The sequence below is a fragment of the Vreelandella sp. EE27 genome (assembly GCF_968206495.1).
Genome location: NZ_OZ309109.1, coordinates 2,072,548 through 2,095,233, shown reverse-complemented (window position 1 = coordinate 2,095,233; position 22,686 = coordinate 2,072,548). Strand labels below are relative to the sequence as shown.

Sequence of the window (22,686 nt, the reverse complement as noted above, 5' to 3'; positions counted from 1 at the left end):
ACGTGTCGTTATACGGATAACGCGATGCCCCAGGCGCTACAGCAGTTCTATATTCCTGAGGAGCAGTCGGTTTATCTGCTCAACCATCAGGATGCGCGCAAGCTCAAGGATTGGGTAGCGCTATGCCAGGCGCAGCTTGGCCAACTGGGATTCGAGGCCATCGAGCTGATCGGCAAGGGCGCCTACGGTTTCGTTTTCGCCGGGCGCACCGACACCCCTGACGGCCCGGCGCACTACGTATTCAAGTTCTCGCGTATTACGCTGCCCGCTCACCTGCAGGAGCGCCTCGAGGAGGAGGCGTTCATGCTCGACCAGGTCACTCATCCGCGCATTCCTCGGCTGATCTCCTACCAGCGTATTCGCGGCCAGTCGATTCTGGTGATGGAGCGCGCGCCGGGGCTGAATCTCGAAGCGGTATCGCTTGGCCAGGGGCGTCTTTCGCCGCGGCTGATCGTACGACTCGCCGCGCAGCTTGCCGATATACTCCTCGCGCTTCGCAAGGAAACCGGCCCTCACGGCCGCCCGCTGGTGCACGGCGATATCAAGCCGTCGAATCTGGTGTTCGATCGCGACAGTGAAACCGTGGCGCTGATCGACTGGGGCTCGTCGGTGTTCGCCCAGCTCGGCGCCGACCTTCAGCCGGTGGGCAGCAACGTCATGGAGCTGATGTCCAATCATCTGCAGCATACCAACGCAAGACTGGGCGATGTCTACTTCATCGGCGAGGAGCAGCTAAATGGGGCGCTTTCGTCGCCGTGCTTCGACGAGCAGGGCGTGGCGGGCACGCTCTATGCGCTCGCCTCGGCGCAGTCGTGTCGTTTTGGTCACCGCGCCATTCCGGCAAGCTCGCTCGGGCTTCCCGTGGAATTCGCCCGCACCCTGGACGCCATGCTGGACCCGGACCCGGTAACACGACGCCAGGCCGGAGATTACTTTCTCAAGGCGATGCCCACCATGGCCCGGGCGGTGATGGTCGATTTGCCCGAGGACGTCGCGGCGCCGCTGGTGCCGATTTGGGTGCGCCCGGCCAACGCCGAGATCGACACCGTGGTGTACAGCTCGCGCAAGGCGTTTTTGCGCGAAGTGAACGCTGAAGAAACGCTCAATGATGTCAACGACGTGCAGCTCGACCGCTACTATAAGCAGTTCATGCAGGGGATGGGGGAAACGGAAAAGGCGTTTCTGGCCTCGGTCAGCCGATTGGGCAAGTACCCGGTGGTCGGGGGCTTGGCGATTCGTTGGGAAGCCCAAGGCATCTACATCGACTCCTCGCTCAATTTACACGACCCGGCACAAAAACCCGCCTTCACCCAGGCGGTCAACAACATGGTGCACCTGGCCCGGGCCATTCACCGCCAGGGGGTCTTCAAAAGCTGCCTGTTCAATGCCCGCCAAACGCTGCACCTGGAACGCGCCCGGGAAAGCGATGCGTTCGTGCGCCAGCCCGATACCCGCATCCGGTTCGAGCTAAGTGCCATGCCGGAGGAGGCCCGCACCCGCCAGCACAGCTACTTCGAGGACGGCCCGGACCCGGAAGAGCTTTTGAGCCTGCCCGCGACCATCATGGCGCTACTCAAAAAGCTCAACGAGATCCACCACACCGGGATGATCATCTTCGAAGCCCACCCGCACCATCTCAAGATTCACAGCTACTACCGGCTGCTGGACCCGAGCCAAGAGCGCGCCTTTGGCGCACTGCTCGATCGGATTCTCGACGCGGTCAGCCTGATCGAGGGGCTGGGGGTCTCGGGTTTTATGAAGATGCCCTACAAGGATACGCGGTTTTTCTCCCACCTCGAGCGCCAGCCCGAGCGCTTCTATCCCAAAAACCCTCGGGCGCTTTAGAGCCCGCCGAGCGCTTCGCCGCTTGTTATCGGTTGTCCTCGTCAGCATTCAGGGTGCGGGCGGAAAGCCCGCCCAGCCACTCGACGAGTTCAGCGGTGAGCGTATCACTTGCCGACCCGAAGGCGTCCACGACGTCGGGAATGTCGACGCTTGCCGCCCGCGCCTGGGCGGTAAAACTTTGATTGGCGAGCGGGCGGCGCTGGCGATCGGCGAGCTGCACATCGAGCTGAATGCGCGCCGTCGGCGGGGTCTGATCGTATTCGCTTTGAAAGTGGCGAATCTCGCTTAGCAGTAGCAGATCCGAGGGCAGCCGGTCGATACCGACGCTTTCGAAGAGCGTGCTCTGCTGTAGCGCGCCGATCAGGCGGGTCTGAACGAGCTCCGGAGCGTTTTCGTGCCAGCGCGCGCCTTCGTAAACATTGACGATATTGTGGTCCGGATAAACCACGATACGGTTGCTGCTAAACAGATGATTGGCTTCCGGCGAGGCGACGCCGAGGCGCAGGCTTGCAAGCGTCGGGTTGCTCGCCGGGGCCTGGCTTGCCGGGGTGGGCAGGCGGTAGAGCGTGGCCGGGTCGGCATCGGGCAACACTGAACAGCCGGTCAACAGGGCAAGCGTCAGCAAAGCGGTAATCGGGGCCTTCATGGGCGAAACTCCTCTACGCGGTCGCGGCCTAGAATGAAGTCGGTGGGGTTCTCTTCCAGGTCGCGGGTGATACGGTCGAGCGTGGTGAGCGTGGAGCGAAGCGCCGATAGCGCCGGGGCAACGTCCTGAGTGCTACGCAGCGTGCTTTCGAGTGCCGCGGCGTTATCGTCGACCAATTGCTCGATGCGCTGGGCGGCCCGGGCGACATCGTCGCTTGCGCTGGCCGCCCTGTCGAAGACGCGCTGGCCATCCTGGCGTACAAGCTGGGTGGTTTCCTGGCTGAGCACTTCGATGTTCTCGAGGGTGGCCGTTGCCTGGCGCGTCGCATCGCCGAACAGCGCCATATTCTCGTCCAGCGCCTCGCGCTGGGAGGCGATCATTTGAGTAATTTCGGCAATATCGGTCAGAATGTTGCCCGCCTGTTCGCGGTTATCGTCGTTGAACAGCCGGTTCACGTTCTCGAGAATCGCGTTGACGTTGTCGATCATCTCTTCACCTTCTTCCATGAGCGTGGCGATGGGCGAAGGATCGGCCTGGATGAACGGGGCGGCGTCGTCGGATTCGGCGTCGAGGCGCGGGCTATTGGGCCCGCCGCCGTGTAGCTGAACCGACATGCTGCCGGTAATGCTGGCAAAGGAAAGCTTGGCCCGGGTGTCGGTTTTTACCGGCGTATCTTCATACACGCGAATGTCGGCAATCACCTGGCGCGGGTCGGTCGGGTCAAGCGAGAGCTCCGTGACGTCGCCCACTTCGATGCCGTTGTACTGCACGACACTGCCTACCGACAGGCCGCTGACGCTGCGCTCGAACAAAATGCGATAGGGGCGATAATCCTGCTCGCCGGCCACCTGGCTCATCCAGAGCGCGAAAATGAGCGCCCCGGCCCCGGTAAGCAGCGTAAAAAGACCGATTAGAACGTGATGCGCGCGGGTTTCCATGAGCGTTACTCTTGATCCAATGAAGCGGCGGCGGCGCGGCCACGAGGGCCGTTGAAGTACTCCTGCACCCAGTCGTCGTCGGTTTTGGCGACGTTTTCCAGGGTGTCTGCCACCAGCACGCGTTTTTGCGACAGCACTGCGACCCGGTCGCAGGCGGCGTAGAGCGTGTCCAGGTCGTGGGTGACGAGAAAGACGCTAAAGCCGAGCGCGTCGCGAAGGGTCACGATCAACTGATCGAAGGCGGCGGCGCCGATAGGGTCCAGGCCGGCGGTGGGTTCGTCCAGAAACAGAATGTCCGGGTCCATCGCCAGCGCCCGGGCAAGGGCGGCGCGTTTGATCATGCCGCCGGAAAGCGATTCCGGCGACTGCATCGCCGCCTCCGGCGAAAGGCCCACCAGCGAGAGCTTGATGCGCGCCAGATACTCGGCGTCTTCCCGGGCAAGCCCGACGTGCTCGATCAGCGGCAGGGCGATATTCTCCTGCAGGTTGAGCGAGCTAAACAGCGCCCCTTGTTGAAACAGCACGCCGAAGCGGCGCTCGACCTGGCTGCGTTCGGCGCTGCTGAGCGTGTCCAGATCGGTACCCAGCACTTCGATGGTGCCTTCGTCCGGGTGTTTGAGACCCACGATGCTACGTAGCAGCACCGATTTTCCGGTGCCCGAGCCGCCGACCACACCCAGAATTTCGCCTTTGTTCAGGGTCAGGTCGAGATCCTCATGGACGGCGTGCTCGCCAAAGCGGTTCACCAGCCCGCGTACATGGATGACCGGCTCGTCGCTGTTTTCGGCTCGATCGTACTGGCTCACCAGCCCATCTCCATGAAAAAGAGCGCCGCCAGGGCGTCGATCAGAATCACCATGAAGATCGACTGCACCACGCTCGAGGTCGTATGCGCGCCCACGGACTGCGCGCTACCGGCCACCTTGAAACCCTCCAGGCAGCCAATCACCGCAATCACGAAGGCGAACACCGGCGCCTTGGCAAGCCCCACCAGGAAGTGGTTGACCGAGACATCCTTTTGCAAGGTCGTCAGGAACTGCGAAAGCGGGATATCAAGCGACAAGGTGGCGACCATTGCCCCGCCCAGCAAGCCGCTGAGCATGCCGATAAACGCCAGAATCGGCATGCTGACCAGCATCGCCATAACCCGTGGCAGCACCAGGAGCTCGACTGGGTCGAGGCCCAGCGCCTTGAGCGCGTCGATCTCCTCGTTGGACTTCATCGCCCCCAGTTGGGCGGTAAAGGCGCTCGCGGTTCGCCCGGCCAGCAAAATGGCGGCCAGCAATACGCCGAATTCGCGTAGAAAGGAGAAAGCGACCAGGTCGATGGTATAAACGGTGGCCCCAAAGTCTTGCAGCACCGTCGCCCCCAAAAAAGCCACCACCGCGCCGACCATGAAGGTCAGCAGAATCACGATGGGCACGGCGTTCAGGCCGCTTTGTTGAATATGGGCCACGGTGGCGGTCATCCGCCAGCGTTTGGGGTTGATGAGCACGGGAAGCAGGGTCGCCAGCACCAGGCCGACAAACCCGAGCAGGGCGCGCTGCTGCTGCCAAAGGCCCTCGACCTGCTCGCCAATGCTTTCAAGCGCGCGAGTGAAGCGGTTGGGGGTATCGATAGCCGGGGCGAGCGATACGTCCATCGCCTCGGCGATACGCTGGATGAGTGACTGCTGCGAGGCGGGAAGCCCGCTTGCCCACTCATCGATGGATTGGGCGCGCTCGATCCCGACCAGGTTGATCAAAAGCGCCGCCCCGGCGGTGTCCAGGCGCTCGAAACCGCCAAGCGTTACCTCGGTCTCCCTTTCGACCGAGTAAGAGGCAAGACGCGCTTTAAGCGCGCTATAGTGCTCGAGGGTCCATTCACCCTGCAGCGTCAGCGTCCCTCCCTCGCGGGTAATCCACTCCGTTGGCATTCCTGCTCCCGTACGCCTTCGATATCCTGCCGTTTATGATGCATTCAAACGGGCGTTAGTGAAAGGCTACCGGGCGTGTCTTTGTCTGTTTATTCAAAACGTTCAGGAAAATTCACGCCACGCCGCATAGGTACTCAAAAAAACGCGACCGGTGAGCGCCTCGAGAAAATCGCTCTGTTTGAGCCGGTCCATGACCGGGCCCTTGACCTCGGATAGATGAAGTTTGACGTTGGAATCTTTCAGGCGCGCGTTGATGGCGTCCAGACTCTCCAGCGCCGAGGCGTCGATCAGGTTGACCGCCGAGCAGATCAGCACCACGTGTTCGATCTCCGGGCGGCTGGCCACTAGATTGTAGACGGTATCTTCGAGGTAGCGCGCGTTGGCGAAGTAGAGGCTTTCATCGATACGTAGCAGGGCGGCATTCTGGGGGGCTTCGACATCGTGGCGCTCGATGTTACGAAAGTGCTCGGTGTCGGGTACCCGGCCCACCAGCGCGCTGTGCGGACGACTGGTGCGGTATAGAAACAGCGCAATGGAAAGCGTCACGCCGCCAATGATCCCGGCCTCGATACCTTCGGTCAGCGTTAGCAAGATCGTAACCGCCATGGCCGCGAAATCGCTTCGCGAATAGCGCCAGGTTTGGCGCAGCATCGGGATATCGACCAGGGTCAGAATCGACACCGTGATGGTGGCCGAAAGCGTCGCAATGGGCAGATAGAAAAGCCAGCCGGTAAACGCCAGGGTGACGATAGCGATACCCAGCGCGGTAAAGGCCCCGGCGGCCGGTGTTTGCGCGCCGGCATCGAAATTGATCACCGTACGCGAAAGCCCGCCGGTGACCGGCATGCCGCTGGTGACCCCTGCGGCCAGGTTGGCCGCGCCCAGCCCGATCAATTCCTGATTCGGCGAAATCCGCTGGCGCCGCTTGGCGGCGAGCATCTGGCCCATGGAGACCGATTCGACGAAGCCCACCAGGCTGATCAGCAGCGCCGGTATCAAAAGCGCTTTCCAGAGCGCGCCGTCGCCAAGCGGCAGGCTCAGCGCGGGTAGCCCGCCAGGAATGGCGCCGACCACGGCCACGCCTTTCGATGCCAGCTCCCAATGCCAGCACGCAAGAGTCGTGATGACGACGGCGAATACCGGCCCCGCCTTGGTTAGCAAATCCGCAAGCCCCAGCGGCAGGCCAAGCCGCGTGAAAGCGCTTTTACCGTAGCGGCGCATGGCCACTAAAAACACCAGCGTGCCGACGCCGATGGCCGCGGTATACGGGTTGATCGTTGGGAGGTGGGGGAACAACGTTCTCATGCGCTCGACCAGCGTGAACCCGCTGCTTTCGATTCCCAGAAGGCTACCCAACTGGCTGGCGGCGATCAAAATGCCCGAGGCGGTCAAAAAGCCGGAGATGACCGGGTGGCTCAGGAAGTTGCTGAAAAATCCCATGCGCAGCGCGCCCATGGCCACCAGTATCAGCCCAGAGAGCAGCGAGAGCACTAGCGCCGCCTCCAGGTAGGCCTCTGACCCCGGCGCGGCGACGCTCGAGAGCGCCGCGCCGGTCATCAAGGCGATGATCGCCACCGGCCCGACCGCCAGGGTGCGGCTGGTGCCCATCAGGGCATAAAGAAGCTGGGGGAGGATGCTCGCATAGAGCCCCACGACGGCGGGGAGCCCGGCGAGCAGCGCGTAGGCGAGCGACTGTGGAATCACCATGATGGTGACGATCAACCCGGCCAGCAGGTCCGCGCTGAAAAGCCGTCGATGATAATGGGGTAGCCACGTCAAAATGGGGAAATAGCGCTTGAACATAAGCTCCGTGCCGTCAAAGTATCTTTTAAACCGTCGAGCGTTCAGGTCTATGGTTATATTAACGCGTTATAGCGATCATGGCGGCATGGCCTAAAAAAATAACCAATATGTTCCCCCAAAGTGTTACTCCTTTACTGCTAGCAAGGGGGTAAACTCATCGACTTGGCGCTCATCAAGGTTAGCCTGCTTAAAAGAAACAAAAAAATAACATCCACTAGAAAAGAGTACCGCTTATGTGGCTATGCCGGCTTCTCGCGCCTTTGCTGCTACTGGGGCTATCCATTCCACTGGTGATTCGAGGCGAGCCTTGGGCGTATCTGGCGCTGGTTTGCGCACTGCTTGGCGGAGCGGGGCTGACCGCCGGGGCGCTTTATACGGTCTACCTGGCTGACCAGCAGCGCCTTGCCCGTACCCGGGGAATCAAACCGCTCAAGGATTACGCCTCGCTCAAGGCGATGGCGCATCGGCTAATGGGCCGGGCGAGCAGTACGGCAATCGCCTCGGCGGAAGTCTCCCACTACGCCGATCTGATGGATCAGCGCCTGGCCCAGCAAGAACGCATGGCGCGGGAGGCCTCCACCAGCACCAGCGCGATCAACGCCGCCATCGTTCAGGTCAGTACCAGCGCCGCTCAGGTCGCTTCACTAGCCGAAAGCGCGCGGGATGCGGGGCACCAAAACCGGGATGAGCTGACCGAGATCGTCACCGACATGAGCGATGTGGCGGCGCGCTCGGACGAGGCGCTCGAGATGCTAGCGGCGCTCAACGCGAAGATAGAACGGGTGCGTAGCGTGACCTCGATGATCGAAGAGATCGCCGAGCAGACCCATTTGCTCTCCCTCAACGCCTCGATCGAGGCTGCCCGGGCCGGAGAACACGGCCGCGGGTTTGCCGTCGTGGCCGGGGAAGTGCGCAGCCTGGCGCTCAAAACCTCCACAGCGACCCAAAGCGTCGAGACGCTCGTCAAGGATATGCACCAAAGCGGCCAACAGGTGGTAAGCACGATGCAGCACCTGATGGCCCGGGTTCGCCACCGCTCTGAAGGGATGACCCGGCTTGGCGAGAGCATGGCGTTGATTACCCGGCAGTTCGACCAGGTGCAGCAGGAAATCACCGGTGTCGCCCAATCGATGGCGAGTACCAAAGGACATAGCCAGACGGTCGCGGAGAGTTTGCGCCAGTTGGAAGCGGATGCGGACGAAGGTAACCGCAATATGCACGATTTGGCCGGTCAGGCGCGCGCCTTGATGGCCGCGGCGGAGGAGGTGGACGGCGAACTCGCCCAGCAGCGCTTGAAAGGGCGCCATCAGGACGTCTTCACGCTGGCCCGCCACACGGCGGATCAAATCGGCGCGCTGTTCGAAGGCGCTATCGCTCGAAATGAGCTCACCGCCGAGGCGCTCTTTCAAACCCGATACGAGGAGGTGGCGGGGAGCAATCCAGCGCTTTACCGCACCGGGTTCGATACCTTTACCGACCAACACTTACCGGCGCTACAAGAGCCGTTACTGGCCTTGCACGGGGTAAGCTACGCGATTGCCTGCGACCGCCAGGGCTATGTGCCGACCCACAACGCGGCAGTGAGCCACGCCCCGACCGGCGACTACGCCTTCGATCTCAAGTACTGTCGCAGCAAACGCATCTTCGACGACCCGACCGGTAAACGCTGCGGCGCGCATACCCAGGCACTGCTGCTGCAAACCTACAAGCGCGACACGGGCGAAATCATGCACGACCTTTCGGTGCCTATTTTCATCAACGGCAAGCACTGGGGCGGCTTTCGGGTGGGCTACCCGCCACAGCGCCCGGAGGCCAGCGGCACAAAGAGCGCCGCCACCCCGAGTAGCGAAGAACTGACTAGCTTGCCTCATGACGCGGGCGTGACTGCCACGAGGAGTATGAGTAGAGTGCCAGCCCCAGCCAAATGATGACGAAGGTAATGAGCTGAATCGTACCCAGTGGCTCGTTGAAGATGGTGAGCGCGATCAAAAACTGGATACTTGGGTTGATATACATCAAAAAGCCCAGCGTCGACAGACGCAGCCGCCGGGCGGCGCCGGCAAAGGCGAGCAGGGGCAGGGTGGTGGCTATACCGCAGGTCATGAGCAGTACGCTAAGCGGCGCATCGGCGAGAAAGTGCGATTCCCCCTGCAGGCTAAGCCAGGTCAGCGCCAACAGCGCCAGGGGCAAGAGCACCAATGTCTCGACGAAAAGCCCGGATAGGCCATCGAGCGGCACCTGCTTGCGAAAAAGCCCGTAGCTGCCAAAGCTTAGTGCCAGCATCAGGCTGATCCAGGGCAACTCGCCGAGCATAAAGAACTGAATCAGAATGGCGATGCTGGCGAGCCCGACCGCCACCACCTGAAGCCGTGCCATCACTTCACGCAGCACCAGGACGCCAAGCGCCACGTTGACAAGCGGCGTCAAGAAATAGCCAAGGCTTGCCTGGAGCACCTGGCGGCTTTCGACCGCGTAGATATAGAGCCCCCAGTTGATTCCGATCAGCACCGCACAGACCAATACCCGCCCCAGCCGTCGCGGCGCTTTCAGAGCACTCACCACCGGCGCCCAGCGCTTGAGCAGCGTAATCACCCCGACCAGAAAAATGCAGGACCACAGAATGCGGTGAATCAAGACTTCCGGGGCAGGCACGCCCTCGAACAGCGCAAAGTAGAGCGGAAAGCAGCCCCAGAGCACGTAGGCGGTGAGGCCGAAGGTAACGCCTTTGACAGCTTCAGGATCGCGAGCAGGCGGGGAAAGCATAGCAGCCTCATTATTGAAAAATGTTAATCTATCACACAATCTTCACATACACCGGACGATAAGGAGAAGCACCATGACCGAGCTAAGAACGAGCCTGGTTCAGTGCGATCTGCGCTGGGAGGACCCGGCGGCCAACCATGCCCATCTGGCAGAGCTGCTGGGCGAGCTCGATAGCCGCGACACCGACCTCATTGTCCTGCCGGAAATGTTCGCCACCGGCTTCACCATGAACTCCCGCGAAATGGCCCAGCCCATGGAGCAGAGCCAAAGTGTGGCCTGGCTAAAAGCACAGGCCAGCGCCCGGGGCTGTGTCGTGACGGGCAGCGTGGCGGTCGTCGATCAGGGTGAGTATTACAACCGCATGATTTGGGCGACCCCCGAGGGCGTGGTTCACCACTACGATAAGCGGCATCTTTTTCGCATGGCCGGTGAGCACGAGCGCTACGCCATGGGCCCGTCTCGCAAGATCGTCGAGCTCAAGGGTTTCAAAATCCTTTTGAGCGTTTGTTACGATTTGCGCTTTCCGGTGTGGTCACGCCAGCAGCCCGGCGAAGGCGAGCATTTCGAGTACGATGCGCTTTTATGCGTGGCCAATTGGCCCGCCCCGCGTCGGAACCCTTGGCGCACGCTGCTTCAGGCCCGAGCCGTCGAGAACCTGGCTTACGTAATTGGCGTGAACCGGGTGGGCGAAGACGCCAAGGGCATGGCCTACAGCGGCGACTCGATGCTGGTCGATTACAAGGGCGAGCCGCTTATCGACTGGCCCAAGGATGCGTCCTTCATCGAAACCGGAACCCTCGACAAAGCGGAGCTCGACGGGTTTCGTGAAAAATTTCCCGCCTGGCAGGACGCCGACCGTTTCGAACTTTTATCAGGAGTAGGCCAGTAATGCGCCTTGATCGTTTTCTCAGCGAAACCAGCTCGCTTACCCGCAGTCTGGCCAAACGCGCGCTTAAAAACGGCGAGGTCACCTTGAACGGCTCGCCGGTCAAGCAGGCCTCGACCCAGCTCGACACCCGCGAAGACGAGGTGCTGTTAAACGGCGAAAAGCTCGCTTTGGTGGGGCTTCGCTACGTAATGCTGCATAAGCCGACCGAGGTCGAGTGTACCGCCCGGCGTGGTCTCTACCCCCGCGCGGTCGATTTGATCGAGCTGCCCAAGGCCGAGCGCCTGCAGCCGGTCGGGCGTCTGGACGTAGACACCACCGGGCTTTTGCTGCTGACCGATGACGGCCAGTGGTCGCACCGGGTCACCTCGCCCAAGCACCGCTGCGCGAAGGTGTACATCGCCGAACTGGCCGACCCGCTTGAGGGCGCCGCCGCCGAGCGGGTCGTAGAGAAAATCGCCGAGGGCGTCCTGCTGGACGATGACGAAACGCCCACCGCGCCGGCCACGCTCGAGCTACTCAGCCCCACTCAAGCGAAGCTGACCATGACCGAAGGGCGCTACCATCAGGTAAAGCGCATGTTCGGCGCGCTTGGCAACCGGGTGGTGTCGCTTCACCGTCACGCCATTGGTCCTATCGAGCTTCCCGAGGACCTGGCCCCCGGTGAGTGGCGCGAACTCACCGCCGAAGAAGCCGCCAGGTTCTAAACCGTTACAATGCCCCAGCAAGCGCCCTTGACGGGCGCTTTTTTTATAGCCGGTTTTCATGAACGCGGGTACTCGCACCTCAAACTGTTCCAGAGGTAACTATTTTATACCGTTATCTCGTTTTAACGCTCAAATTTTTGGGCTTGGTGCTATTCGTTAAGCAAACGGTGAAAGGGTCATTCAGTAAAATGGGTGAGTTTGGCGGCCTCGATCAGCGCTTGGGTGTAGGGGTGGCGTGGCGCGGCGAGCACCTCGAGGCAGGGGCCTCGTTCGACCACCTCGCCCTCCTTGAGCACCATGACGCGGTGGGCCATGGCACGTACCACGGCCAGATCGTGGCTGATGAACAGATAGCTTAGCTGGCGCCTGGCCTGTAGCTCGCGCAGAAGAGTGATCAACTGCTTTTGCACCGTACGGTCGAGCGCTGAGGTGGGCTCGTCGAGTACTAAAAGCTCGGGCTCGAGGATGATGGCTCGGGCCACCGCGATACGCTGGCGCTGACCACCGGAGAACTCGTGGGGGTAGCGGGCGGCGCAGCTCTCTGGCAGGCCCACCTCCTCGAGGGTTTGGTGAACGCGCGCGGTGACCTCTGCCGGGCTAAGCTCGGGGTGATGAAAGCGCAGCCCTTCGCTGACGATATCGAACACCGGCATGCGCGGTGACAGCGCCCCGTAAGGGTCCTGAAACACCATTTGCAGCCGGCGGCGCTGGCGCCGCAAGGCGTTGCCGCTCAGGGTGTCGAGCCGGGTGTCGCCCAGTGCGATCTCGCCCTGGCTTGGCACCAGGCGCAGGATGGCCGAGGCGAGCGTCGTCTTGCCCGAGCCCGACTCGCCCACGATGCCCAGCGTCTCGCCGGGGGCGATGCTCAGATCTGTCGCCTTTACCGCTTCAAAAGCGGGCCGTTTGCGCTGGAAAAGCCCGGTAGCGGGGCGGTCGAAGCTTACCTTGAGCTGGCGCGCGCTTAAAAGCGGCGTGGTGTTGGCGATGGCCGCCGGCCGGCCAGCGGGTTCGGCGTCGATCAGTGCCCTGGTGTAATCGCTTTGCGGGCGCTCAAATACGTCGACCACCGTGCCGGTCTCCTGGATACGGCCATCCTTCATCACGCAAACCCGGTCGGCGAAGCGGCGTACCAGGTTCAGGTCGTGGCTGATGAACAGCATCCCCATACCGTATTCGTCGCGCAGCGCCTTTAGTAGGGCGAGTATCTCCTGCTGTACGGTGACATCCAGCGCGGTGGTCGGTTCGTCGGCGATCAATAGCGCCGGGTTGTTGGCGATCGCCATGGCGATCATCACCCGCTGGCGCTGCCCGCCGGAGAGCTGATGCGGCCATACGTCCAAAAGCTCTTCGGCCCGGGGCAGTTTGACCTGCTCGAGAAGCGCCTTCGCGCGGCGCCGGGCGGCCTGGCCCCGAAGGCCCTGATGCAGGCGCAGGGTTTCGCCAAGCTGTTTGCCGATGCGGTGCAGCGGGTTCAGTGAGGTCATGGGCTCCTGGAACACGAAGCCGATGCGGTTGCCGCGGATGGCGTTCCACTGGCGCGAGCCTTGCTTTGCCAAATCCGTCGTTTCCAGCCAGCGCCCGCCGCTCACCCTGGCGTTTGCGGGCAGCAGGCCAAGCGCGCCCAGCGCCGACACCGACTTACCCGAGCCGGATTCACCCACGACCGCCAGCGTCTCACCCCGGCCGACGCTAAGCGAGAGGCCGTCCACCACCGGCTGGCCATCGAAGGCCACGGTGAAGTTTTCGAGGCAAAAAAGGCGGTCAGACATGTTGGGCTCCCGATGCGGGCGTGGCGCTATGGCTTACGTGGCGGGGGTCGAAGGCGTCACGCAGCCCCTCGCCGATGAACACGAGCAGCGAGAGCATGACCGCCAGCGTCATGAACGCGGTGATGCCCAGCCAGGGAGCGTGCAGATTGTTCTTGCCCTGGGCGGCCAGTTCGCCAAGCGACGGTGCGCCCGGGGGCAGGCCAAAGCCGAGAAAATCGAGCGCGGTGAGCGTGCCGATGGCGCCGGTAAACAGAAACGGGATGAAGGTGAGGGTGGCGACCATGGCGTTGGGCAATACGTGGCGCCACATGATCAACCTGGAAGGCAGCCCCATGGCTTTTGCCGCGCGCACGTACTCCAAATTTCGCGCGCGCAGAAACTCGGCGCGTACGATATCGACCAGTCCCAACCAGGAGAAAAGCAGCATGATGCCCAACAGCCACCAAAAACCCGGCTGCACGAAACTGGCGAGAATGATCAGCAAGAACAGCACCGGAAGCCCGGACCATATCTCGGTAAGGCGCTGGCCAATCAAATCGATCTTGCCACCGAAATAGCCCTGTACGCCGCCGGCCAGCACCCCCATGACGATTGAGCCGGTGGTCAGTACCAGCGCAAAGGCCACAGAGAGGCGGAAGCCGTAGATGACCCGCGCCAGTACGTCGCGTCCCTGGTCGTCGGTGCCCAGCCAATGGCGGCGATCCGGCGGCGCTGGAGACGGCCGGGTCATCTGCATATCCAGGGTTTGGTAAGAGAACGGGATCACGGGCCATAGCGCCCAGCCGTTCGCCTGGATTTGTCCTTGAATGAACGGGTCGAGGTAGTCCGTGCGCGTGGGCAGAAAGCCGCCGAATTCGGTTTCCGGGTAGTCCACCAAAAGCGGCGCATACCACTGGCCTTCATATTTCAGCACCAGCGGCTTGTCGTTGGCGACTAGCTCGGCGGCCAGGCTCAAAATGAACAGCACGCCGAACACCCAAAGCGACAGCCGGGCGCGGCGGTTGGCCTTGAACGCCGCGATGCGACGCCGGGTAATGGGGGACAGGCGGGAAGAGCGCGGGGAAGAGGGCGTGGCCATCGTTACGCCTCCCGCGTGGCGAAGTCGATGCGGGGGTCGACCCACATGTAGGTTAAATCAGAGACCAGCTTGAGGATCAGCCCGATGACGGTGTACAGAAAAAGCGTGCCGAAAATCACCGGGTAGTCGCGCTGCATGACCGCTTCGAAACCCAAAAGGCCCAGCCCATCGAGGGAGAAAATCACCTCGATCAGCAGCGCGCCGGTAAAGAAGATACCGATCACCGCCGACGGCAGCCCGGCAATGATGATCAGCATGGCGTTGCGAAACACGTGGCCATAGAGAATACGGCGCTCGTCCGCGCCCTTGGCGCGGGCGGTGAGTACGTACTGCTTGTGAATCTCGTCCAAAAAACTGTTTTTGGTCAACATGGTGAGCGTAGCGAAGCTGCCGATGGCCGCGGCGGCGACGGGCAGGGTGATATGCCAGAAATAATCTTTCACCTTGCCCCAGAGGGAGAGGTCATCGAAGTTGGGCGAGGTGAGACCCCTGAGCGGAAACCAGTCCAGGTAGCTGCCGCCGGCAAAGATCACGATCAGCACGATAGCGAACAGAAAGCCCGGGATCGCGTAGCCGACGATCACCAGCCCCGAGCTCCACACATCGAAGCGCGAGCCGTGATACAACGCTTTGCGAATGCCCAGCGGGATCGATACCAGATAAACCAGCAGCGTCGCCCAAAGGCCCAGTGAAATCGAGACCGGCAGGCGCTCGACCATCAGGTCGATGACCGGGCGGTCGCGAAAGAAGCTGGTGCCGAAATCAAGACGAAGGTAGTCCGTCATCATGGTAAGAAAGCGCTCGTGAGCCGGCTTGTCGAAGCCGAACTGCTGTTCGAGTTGCTCGATGAAGCGCGGGTCGATACCGCGCGCCCCTCGCGAGTCGTCATTGACCTGGACATCGGCGCCGCCCATGTCCAGGCGCGTGCTGGCCATGGCGTCGGCGCCTTCGAAGCGCGCTAGCATCTGGTCGATGGGCCCGCCGGGGGCGGCCTGAACGATCATGAAGTTGAGTAGCATGATCCCCAGCAGGGTAGGAATCATCAAAAGTAGTCGGCGTAGAGTGTAGCGGGCCAAGGTGCGCTCCTGGGATGATCGAAAAAGCCCTAACGGCGCCTTTCAAGGCTGGCTTCCCGATCGGGGTCCACCCACCAGGCGTCGAGGTCCATGGCGTAAGCGGGGAACGGCTCCGGGTAGCCAAACTTGTCCCACACGGCGATGCGGGTTTCGCCAGAGTGGTAGTGGGGTATGGCGTAAAAGCCCCAGCGCAGCACGCGGTCCAGCGCCCGGGTGGCCACATCGAGCTCTTCACGGTTCTCGGCGCTAATGATGTGCTCGACCAGATCGTCGACTGCCGGGTGGGCAAGCCCCATACGGTTACGACTTTGAGGCGCCTCGGCGGCGGCGCTGGTGAAGAAGTCGCGCTGCTCGTTGCCGGGGTTGTTCGACTGGGGGTAGTGGGTGGTCACGATATCGTAATCGAAGTTACGCACCCGGTTCAGGTACTGGTTGATATCGACGATACGCATGGACGTGTCGACGCCCAGGCGCGCCATGTTTCTAAGCATTGGCTGTACCATGCGTTCGAGCGCCGCGTCGTACATCAATACTTCTAGACGAAGCGGCTGGCCGGTTTCGCTGTGAATCAGCTCGCCGTCTTCGATTTCGTAACCGGCGTCTTGCAAGAGCCCAAGGGCGCGGCGCAGGCGCTCACGCAGCGCCGCGGGCTGTTCCATGGGCAGCGACTCGGTGAACAGCCGGTCGGAGCGATGCGAGGCGAGCAACTCTTCACGGTGGGGCTCCAAAAGCGCAAGCTCAGCCTCGGAAGGCGGGCCTACGGCTTCCATTTCCGAGTTCTGGAAGTAGCTTTCGGTACGCTGGTAATTATCGTAAAAAATGTTGGTATTGAGCCAGGCAAAGTCGAAGGTAAGGCTTAGCGCCTCGCGCACTCGCGGGTCCTGAAACTTCTCTTTATTCAAGTTGAATACGAACGCCTGCATGAGCGCCGGGTTGACGTCGGGCACGGTGATGCGCTCGATCAACCCCTCGCGGTAGGCGGGGAAGTCGTAGCCGATCGCCCAGGTAGCGGCGCGGGCGTCTTCGCGAAAATCGACGAGCCCCGCCTTGAATGCCTCCCAGGCGATATCCCGGTCGCGGTAGTAGTCGTAAACGATCCGGTCGATGTTGTAGCGCCCGATATTAACCGGCAAGTCCTTGCCCCAGTAGTTTTCGTCGCGCTCGAAGACGATCCGCCGGCCCGGGTCCACCTCACCGATGCGGTAGGGCCCGGAGCCCGGGTGGGCGGTCAGTGTCGGCGCAGTAAAATCCCGCGGCTCCCAGTAGTGGCGGGGTAGAATCGGCAGTTGCGCAACGATCAACGGCAGTTCTCGCGAGGTGGTGTCGCTGAACTCGAAACGCACCTGGTGCTCGCTTTGGGCGATGACCTGGGAGACACCGGCGTAGTAGCTGGCGAAAAACGGGTTGCCCTCTTCGCGTAGCAGGTCGAAGGAAAACACCACGTCGTAGGCGGTCACGGGTTCGCCGTCTTGAAAGCGCGCCTCCGGGCGAAGGTCGAACTCGATCCACGCCCGGTCCGGGTCCAGGCGTACGCCTTCGGCCAATAAGCCGTACAGGCTGAACGGCTCGTTGGGGTTGGTCGCCATCAGGGTGTCGTAAATCTTCGTACTCACCCCGGTGGCGGGGGTGCCGCGAATGATGAAGGGGTTGGTCGAATCGAAGCTCGAGCCCACGGCGGTATGAATGATACTGCCGCCCTTGGGCGCCTGAGGGTTCACATGGGGGAAGTAAGCAAAGCCTTCATCGAGCGCCGGGGTGTCGTAGAGCGACAGCCCGTGAACGGTTTCGACCGGCGCACTCGAAGGCGGCTCGGAAAGCGCCATTGCGGCGCTTTCGTCAGTGGCCAGCGCCGCCAAAGGGGCGGCGCTGGCCGCCGTTAGCAATAGGGCGCAAAGAGCTTTGACACATCGCACACCGCTTCGCATCGAGGACGTCCTGTTGTCGCGTTGAACCGTGACCGAAAATCGACGCCCTCTACCGCGCAGAGAGCGCCAGTAGCTGGCCGGTCTCCAGAGCATTCGGCCGCTCGAGGGCATTCCAGCGTATCAGGTCGCTTTGATCGACATTATAGCGCGCGGCGATAGCGGATAGGCTATCCCCCCTTTCAACGCGATGAACCGCTGGGGTCTGGGTCGTGGCGAGCATGCTCGAGCCATTTTGGGAAAGCTCGGCGATGAGCTCGCTGTCCGCCGATTCCGGCACCAGCAGCGTTTGTGCGCTTTGCGGCCCTGCCTGGGCGGCGAGCAGCCCTGGGTTGAGCTCGGCCAGGCGCTGCTGACTGACATCCAGAAGGGTCGAAGCCTGGGCCAAACTGAGCGGCTGTGCGAGCTGTACCTTGGCAAACGCGGGGGAGGCATGAATCTCGGGTAGCTCGACGCCGTAAAATTCCGGATCCTGAATGATCGCCGAAATGGCCTTGAGCTTGGGCACGTACTGCAGGGTTTCCGAGGGCAAGTTGAGATCCCAGTAGCTGCCTTCGAGCCCCTGGCCGTGGGCCCGGCGTACCGCCTTGTTGACCGTGCCGGCGCCGGCGTTATAGGCGGCCAGCGAAAGCATCATGTCGCCTGCGTACCACTGCTCTGCCTGGGATTCCAGGTAGTCGAGAGCGGCCTGGGTGGAGGTAAGAACGTCTAGCCGGCCATCGTAGCGGCTGTTGCGCACAAGCCCCAGCGCGTCGCCGGTACGTGGCATGAATTGCCAAAGCCCCGCCGCGCCCATATGGCTTTTGGCGCTAGGGTCGAAGGAGCTCTCCACGAAAGGGATCAGCGCGATTTCGCCGGGTAGATCACGTGCGCTGACCTGTTCGGTAATCCAGGCAAGCCAGGGGGTAGCGCGGCGCGTGATTTCGACGATGTTTTCCGGCCGGGCGCGGTAGTACTCGATCCACTGATCGACGCGTGCCTGGGCATCGGGGGTAAGCGCTTTGTCCTGCCACTGAAAGGCGTCGCGTAGTGTCTTCCATACGCTTTGGGGTTCGAGAGACAGGGAATCCCAGAAGTGGGCGTGGTAGGCGTCGAGATTTGACGCTGATGCTTGCTGGCCCCCGGACGCTGGCAGTGTGTTGGGCGCGGGTGCAGAGGTAAAGACACCAGAACGATTGGCGGAGGCTTCGGAGTTGGCCGCCGTGGCCATTAAAAGGCCCATAATAACGGTGCTGCCAGCGCTTAGTAAAAAGCGCTGGCGAATGGTGCGATAAGTCATAGAGCGTCTTTTCTGGGTAAAGGCTTTAGAAACGGTTTTTCCACTCGCGCAACGTCGTAAACGTTGCGAGGTCGTCACCATTTGGGCCTTGGGCCCCCGCGGCTTGGCGCACGCTGTCGGTGGCCACGCGTAAGTAGGGGTTGATGGTCAACTCGCGCCCGATGTTGCTGGGAAGGGTGGGGCGATCCATCGCACGTGCTTTCTCGCACTCCTCCAGCGCCTGGGGGATCGCGTCATTATCCGGGTCGGCTTGCCGCGCAAACATCAGGTTGGCCCTGGTGTATTCGTGACCGGCAAACACCAGCGTATCTTCGGGAAGCTTTGCCAGTGCCTCGAGCGAGGCAAGCATCTGCTCCGGCTCGCCTTCGAAAAGCCGCCCGCAGCCGGCACAAAAGAGCGTATCACCGCAAAACAGCAGCGCCGGGATACCCGCCGCGAAGTAGCTGATATGGTCCAGGGTGTGCCCGGGGGTCGCGATGACTTCGAAAAGCCGCCCCATCACGCGCAGCTCGTCGCCGTGGCCTACCGTCTCATCGAGGCTTTCAATGGACGAGCCTGAAGGGCCGATCACGTGGCAGCCGTAGCGCCTTTTGAGCTCTTTCACCCCGCCGGTGTGGTCGTGATGATGATGCGTAATCAAAATGGTGGCCAGGCTAAGGCCTTCGCGCTCCAAAAGCTCGATGACCGGGGCTGCTTCACCGGGGTCCACCACGCAAACGTTTTGGCTAGTATCCTGGCGCAGCAACCAAATATAGTTATCGCTAAGGGCAGGAATCGGTGTCACGCTCATCATGGGCGAGATCCTTTAACGTTCAAATTACGCGACGGCGTGTGCAAGAATACGCGCACCGCGAAAAAAAGTCGCTACTGTGGAGGCAAGCGCGTTCCATGTCAAATTCCTCGATGGCCCCCGAGCTTGCCAAACGGCTGGCCCAAAGCCAAGTCTATTGGGAAACCCCGGCCGGGCGTTCGCTTTGGGATGTGCAGCGCGCCTGCCTGGGCCCCGTGGTAGAAAATCGCCACGGCCAGCACTGCCTGGAGATGAGCATGGGGCGCTCGCTGATGTCGCTATCCCGTATTCCCCATCGTATCCGCTGGGCGCCTACTTTGGCCCTTGCCGAGTCCCCCGCGACCCTGGTCTGCCCGCCGGACAGCCTTTCGCTGCCCGACCGCTGCCTGGACACGGTGGTCATCCATCATTGGCTCGAACAGTTGCCGGACCCCCACTTTACTCTCAAGGAGGCGGCCCGGGTCACCAACGACCATGGCGTGCTGGTGCTATTTGGCTTCAATCCGCTCAGCCTGAGCGGGCTTTTAAAGCGCCGCCACGGCGGGCACTCGGCGTTTCCCTTCAGTGGTGACTGGCATAGCGTCAACCGCCTGCGCGATTGGCTGGCGTTTGTCGACTTCGAGGTGAAGCGCGTAGACTACTGCTGTTTTCGTGGTCGTATCAACGCCCCCTGCGGCGAGCGCTGGGAGGCGTGGGGGCGGCGCCACAACCTGCCACTTGGGCAAAGCTACATGATCCAGGCGTGCCGGCGCGAGCGCGGCGCCCCCATCGAGCGGGTCAAGTTCAAGCTGCCTGCCAAGGCGTCGTCTCTGCCGCTGGGGGCTTCGCGCAACCGGGCGTATTTAGAAGAACCGGCCAAATCGTCATCTCGTATTGCAAAGGAAAATCAGCGTGAGTGAGCAAGACAGTCAGCCCCGAGTCGTGGTCTACACCGACGGCGCCTGCCGAGGAAATCCAGGCCCCGGGGGCTGGGGGGCAGTGCTCGCAAGCGGGCCGCACGAAAAAAACCTCAAAGGGTTTGAAGCGCAAACCACCAACAACCGTATGGAGCTGATGGCCGCCATCATGGCGCTGCGCGCGCTGAATACCGCCTGTGCGGTCGAGCTCTGGACCGACTCCCAATACGTGCGCCAGGGCATTACTCAGTGGATCCATAACTGGGTCAAGCGGGGCTGGAAAACCGCGGCCAAACAGCCGGTCAAAAACGCCGAGCTTTGGAAAACCTTGCACGAGGAAACCAGGCGCCACACGGTCGAGTGGCACTGGGTCAAAGGGCACAGCGGCCACCCCGGCAACGAAAAAGCCGATGCCCTGGCCAACGAAGCCATCGATGATCACCAAAGGAGCACGCCATGCGCCAAATAATTCTCGATACGGAGACGACGGGCATCGAAACCCGCGATGGTCACCGCATGGTTGAAATCGGTGCCGTCGAGATGATCAACCGGCGCTTTACCGGGCGGACCTACCACCAGTACATCAACCCGGAACGGCATATCGATGCCGAGGTCGTCGCCGTTCACGGCATCGACAACGCGAAAGTCGCCAACGAGCCGGTCTTTGCCGACATCGCCGACGCGTTCTGGGACTTTATTGTGGGCGCGGAGCTGGTCATTCATAACGCGCCTTTCGATGTGGGCTTTATCGACCACGAGCTGAACCTGGCCAATAAGCGCCGTCAAAAACCGCTGGGCCCGGTGAGCGAGCACTGCCGTGTGCTGGATACGCTGACCATGGCGCGCCAGATGCACCCGGGCCAGCGCAACAGCCTGGATGCGCTTTGCAAGCGCTACGATATCGACAACGGCCACCGGGTGCTTCACGGCGCCTTGCTGGACGCCGAAATTCTGGCCGATGTCTACCTGGCGATGACCGGCGGCCAGACCGCGCTGACCCTCGATGCGGAGAGTTCCAGCGAGCGCGAGGAGAAAAGCGAGGCAAGCGAAGGTCTTTCGGTCCAGCGGCTGACCCTGACGCCGGGCCAGCTTCGGGTGATCCAGCCAAGCGACGACGAAGAAGCGGCGCACATCGCTAAGTGCCAGGCGCATGATCTGCGCTGGTCGGAGGGCACCGCTCAAGATGCTTAAACGGGAAATTCCCAAAAACGAGGCCGCGGGGCGGGTCGTACGTATCGCCCGCGGGCAACTGGCGCCGGGCGTGAACACCCCCGAGGGCGCGCCAACGCCGCTGCAGCCTTTTCAGCCCTGGACACCGGCCATGCAGCCGCTTTGCTATTGGCAGGACGAGCCGGTAGCGCTCTCGATCGAAGATGCGCCCGAGGCGCACTGGGTGGAGGGGCGTCACTGGCTCGAGCATTTGCCCGAGAGCTGGTTCAGCCTGCTTTCGACGGCGCTACAGGTCAGTGCCTGGCTTGAGAATCACCGCTTCTGTGGGCGCTGCGGCGCCGAGGCTACTCGACTGGGCGCCGAGTTCGCCATGCATTGCGATGCCTGTGGGCACCGCAACTATCCGCGCATCTCGCCCTGCATCATTACCCTGGTCACTCGGGGCGAGGCGATGCTGCTGGCGCGTAGCCCGCGCTTTCCTCCCGGGCGCTACTCGACGCTGGCCGGGTTTATCGAGCCGGGTGAGTCCGCCGAGGAGGCGGTGCACCGTGAGGTGTTCGAAGAGGTGGGCGTGCATATCGACAATCTTCGCTACCACAAGAGCCAGGCGTGGCCGTTTCCGCATTCGCTGATGCTTGGCTACTTTGCCGAGGCGACCACTCGGCGGATTCACATCGATGGCGTCGAAATCAGCGATGCGGCCTGGTTTTCACCACGCAAACCGCCGGCGCTGCCGCCGGCCTACTCTATCTCTCGGGAGCTGATCGAGACGCACCTGGCCAAATTCCGCTAGAGGCCAAAGCGCGCTGGCTCATTGCGCTTATTTACCGGGGAACAGGCTGGTCAATTTGGTGGCCAGCATGACGTTACCGGTGGCCTTGAGCTTGCCGGTCATGAAGGCGGTCATACCGTTGACTTCGCCGTTCATGATGCCGCGCAGCGTATCGGTGCTGGTGGAAATCGTGACGGAAGGGTCGTCGTGCTCACCCTCGTGAACGCCCAGGGTGCCGTCTTGCACGTGCAGATAATGGCTCTGCTCGTCGGAGAAATGGAACTGAAAGACTTCATCCATACCTCGGGCCGCTTCCGGGTCGAAGCGAGACTCAAGCTTTTCAAAGGTGGTAGAGGACATCGAGTGTTTCCTATGACGAGTTTATTTAAAGGCAAACGCTACGTGAGCGCGATAAGATGCGAGTCAACGAT

21 protein-coding genes are annotated in these 22,686 nt (G+C 61.9%); 8 read left to right on the top strand and 13 right to left on the bottom strand.

Annotated elements, in window-relative coordinates:
* Nucleotides 1-24 precede the first annotated feature (24 nt).
* Nucleotides 25-1,845 carry a protein kinase domain-containing protein gene (locus ACWHVV_RS10065; RefSeq protein ID WP_447926131.1) on the top strand — a complete coding sequence of 607 codons (1,821 nt, stop codon included), beginning with the start codon at nt 25-27 and terminating at the stop codon, nt 1,843-1,845.
* Nucleotides 1,846-1,870: 25 nt separating this feature from the next.
* Here ACWHVV_RS10065 and ACWHVV_RS10060 read toward each other — a convergent pair whose 3' ends face one another.
* From ACWHVV_RS10060 to ACWHVV_RS10040, 5 genes are all read right to left on the bottom strand, one after another.
* Nucleotides 1,871-2,491, bottom strand: a complete 621-nt coding sequence (locus ACWHVV_RS10060; RefSeq protein ID WP_447926130.1) for an ABC-type transport auxiliary lipoprotein family protein — start codon at nt 2,489-2,491, stop codon at nt 1,871-1,873.
* Complete coding sequence (locus ACWHVV_RS10055; RefSeq protein ID WP_447926129.1) at nt 2,488-3,429, bottom strand: MlaD family protein; 942 nt, start codon at nt 3,427-3,429, stop codon at nt 2,488-2,490. Before ACWHVV_RS10055 ends, ACWHVV_RS10060 begins: the two co-directional genes overlap by 4 nt.
* Before the next feature lie 5 nt (nt 3,430-3,434).
* Nucleotides 3,435-4,235 (bottom strand): ABC transporter ATP-binding protein, encoded by an 801-nt coding sequence (locus ACWHVV_RS10050; protein WP_447926128.1) that lies wholly within the window; start codon nt 4,233-4,235, stop codon nt 3,435-3,437.
* Entirely contained in the window at nt 4,232-5,344 is a 1,113-nt protein-coding gene (locus ACWHVV_RS10045; RefSeq protein WP_447926127.1) for an MlaE family lipid ABC transporter permease subunit, read from the bottom strand. Before ACWHVV_RS10045 ends, ACWHVV_RS10050 begins: the two co-directional genes overlap by 4 nt.
* A 102-nt stretch (nt 5,345-5,446) precedes the next feature.
* Entirely contained in the window at nt 5,447-7,147 is a 1,701-nt protein-coding gene (locus tag ACWHVV_RS10040; RefSeq protein WP_447926126.1) for a SulP family inorganic anion transporter, read from the bottom strand.
* A gap of 233 nt (nt 7,148-7,380) precedes the next feature.
* On the opposite strand from ACWHVV_RS10040, the gene ACWHVV_RS10035 reads away from it, so the two are divergent.
* The gene (locus ACWHVV_RS10035) at nt 7,381-9,075 is read left to right on the top strand and encodes a methyl-accepting chemotaxis protein (protein ID WP_447926125.1); all 1,695 of its coding nucleotides are present in this window, start codon (nt 7,381-7,383) and stop codon (nt 9,073-9,075) included.
* Here ACWHVV_RS10035 and rarD read toward each other — a convergent pair.
* Nucleotides 9,005-9,910, bottom strand: coding sequence for an EamA family transporter RarD (gene rarD, locus ACWHVV_RS10030; RefSeq protein ID WP_447926124.1), 906 nt, complete (start codon nt 9,908-9,910; stop codon nt 9,005-9,007). The genes ACWHVV_RS10035 and rarD overlap by 71 nt on opposite strands.
* Nucleotides 9,911-9,983: 73 nt before the next feature.
* Between rarD and ACWHVV_RS10025 the strand changes: the two genes are divergently transcribed.
* Nucleotides 9,984-10,799 (top strand): amidohydrolase, encoded by an 816-nt coding sequence (locus ACWHVV_RS10025; RefSeq protein ID WP_447926123.1) that lies wholly within the window; start codon nt 9,984-9,986, stop codon nt 10,797-10,799.
* The gene (locus ACWHVV_RS10020) at nt 10,799-11,503 is read left to right on the top strand and encodes a pseudouridine synthase (protein ID WP_447926122.1); all 705 of its coding nucleotides are present in this window, start codon (nt 10,799-10,801) and stop codon (nt 11,501-11,503) included. Before ACWHVV_RS10025 ends, ACWHVV_RS10020 begins: the two co-directional genes overlap by 1 nt.
* Nucleotides 11,504-11,679: 176 nt before the next feature.
* Here the strand turns inward: ACWHVV_RS10020 and ACWHVV_RS10015 are convergent, their stop codons facing one another.
* From ACWHVV_RS10015 to gloB, 6 genes are all read right to left on the bottom strand, one after another.
* Nucleotides 11,680-13,272 carry an ABC transporter ATP-binding protein gene (locus ACWHVV_RS10015; protein ID WP_447926121.1) on the bottom strand — a complete coding sequence of 531 codons (1,593 nt, stop codon included), beginning with the start codon at nt 13,270-13,272 and terminating at the stop codon, nt 11,680-11,682.
* Nucleotides 13,265-14,350 (bottom strand): ABC transporter permease, encoded by a 1,086-nt coding sequence (locus tag ACWHVV_RS10010; RefSeq protein WP_447926120.1) that lies wholly within the window; start codon nt 14,348-14,350, stop codon nt 13,265-13,267. Before ACWHVV_RS10010 ends, ACWHVV_RS10015 begins: the two co-directional genes overlap by 8 nt.
* 2 nt (nt 14,351-14,352) lie before the next feature.
* Entirely contained in the window at nt 14,353-15,426 is a 1,074-nt protein-coding gene (locus tag ACWHVV_RS10005) for a microcin C ABC transporter permease YejB (protein WP_447926119.1), read from the bottom strand.
* Nucleotides 15,427-15,455: 29 nt separating this feature from the next.
* Nucleotides 15,456-17,249, bottom strand: a complete 1,794-nt coding sequence (locus ACWHVV_RS10000) for an extracellular solute-binding protein (RefSeq protein ID WP_447929137.1) — start codon at nt 17,247-17,249, stop codon at nt 15,456-15,458.
* Between the two features lie 151 nt (nt 17,250-17,400).
* A complete protein-coding gene (locus ACWHVV_RS09995) occupies nt 17,401-18,627 on the bottom strand; it encodes a transglycosylase SLT domain-containing protein (protein ID WP_447926118.1) in 1,227 nt (408 codons plus the stop codon).
* Between the two features lie 25 nt (nt 18,628-18,652).
* A complete protein-coding gene (gene gloB / locus ACWHVV_RS09990) occupies nt 18,653-19,420 on the bottom strand; it encodes a hydroxyacylglutathione hydrolase (RefSeq protein WP_447926117.1) in 768 nt (255 codons plus the stop codon).
* 95 nt (nt 19,421-19,515) lie between these two features.
* On the opposite strand from gloB, the gene ACWHVV_RS09985 reads away from it, so the two are divergent.
* The 4 genes from ACWHVV_RS09985 to nudC are packed head-to-tail and all read left to right on the top strand — an operon-like array spanning nt 19,516 to nt 22,276.
* Nucleotides 19,516-20,316 (top strand): class I SAM-dependent methyltransferase, encoded by an 801-nt coding sequence (locus ACWHVV_RS09985; RefSeq protein WP_447926116.1) that lies wholly within the window; start codon nt 19,516-19,518, stop codon nt 20,314-20,316.
* Nucleotides 20,303-20,782 carry a ribonuclease HI gene (gene rnhA / locus ACWHVV_RS09980; RefSeq protein ID WP_447929136.1) on the top strand — a complete coding sequence of 160 codons (480 nt, stop codon included), beginning with the start codon at nt 20,303-20,305 and terminating at the stop codon, nt 20,780-20,782. The genes ACWHVV_RS09985 and rnhA overlap by 14 nt, the downstream gene beginning before the upstream one ends.
* On the top strand, nt 20,770-21,504 hold the full coding sequence (dnaQ, locus tag ACWHVV_RS09975) for a DNA polymerase III subunit epsilon (protein WP_447926115.1): 735 nt from the start codon (nt 20,770-20,772) through the stop codon (nt 21,502-21,504). Before rnhA ends, dnaQ begins: the two co-directional genes overlap by 13 nt.
* Complete coding sequence (gene nudC / locus ACWHVV_RS09970; RefSeq protein WP_447926114.1) at nt 21,497-22,276, top strand: NAD(+) diphosphatase; 780 nt, start codon at nt 21,497-21,499, stop codon at nt 22,274-22,276. Before dnaQ ends, nudC begins: the two co-directional genes overlap by 8 nt.
* Nucleotides 22,277-22,303: 27 nt before the next feature.
* Here nudC and ACWHVV_RS09965 read toward each other — a convergent pair whose 3' ends face one another.
* Nucleotides 22,304-22,615, bottom strand: a complete 312-nt coding sequence (locus tag ACWHVV_RS09965) for an SCP2 sterol-binding domain-containing protein (protein ID WP_447528905.1) — start codon at nt 22,613-22,615, stop codon at nt 22,304-22,306.
* Nucleotides 22,616-22,686 lie beyond the last annotated feature (71 nt).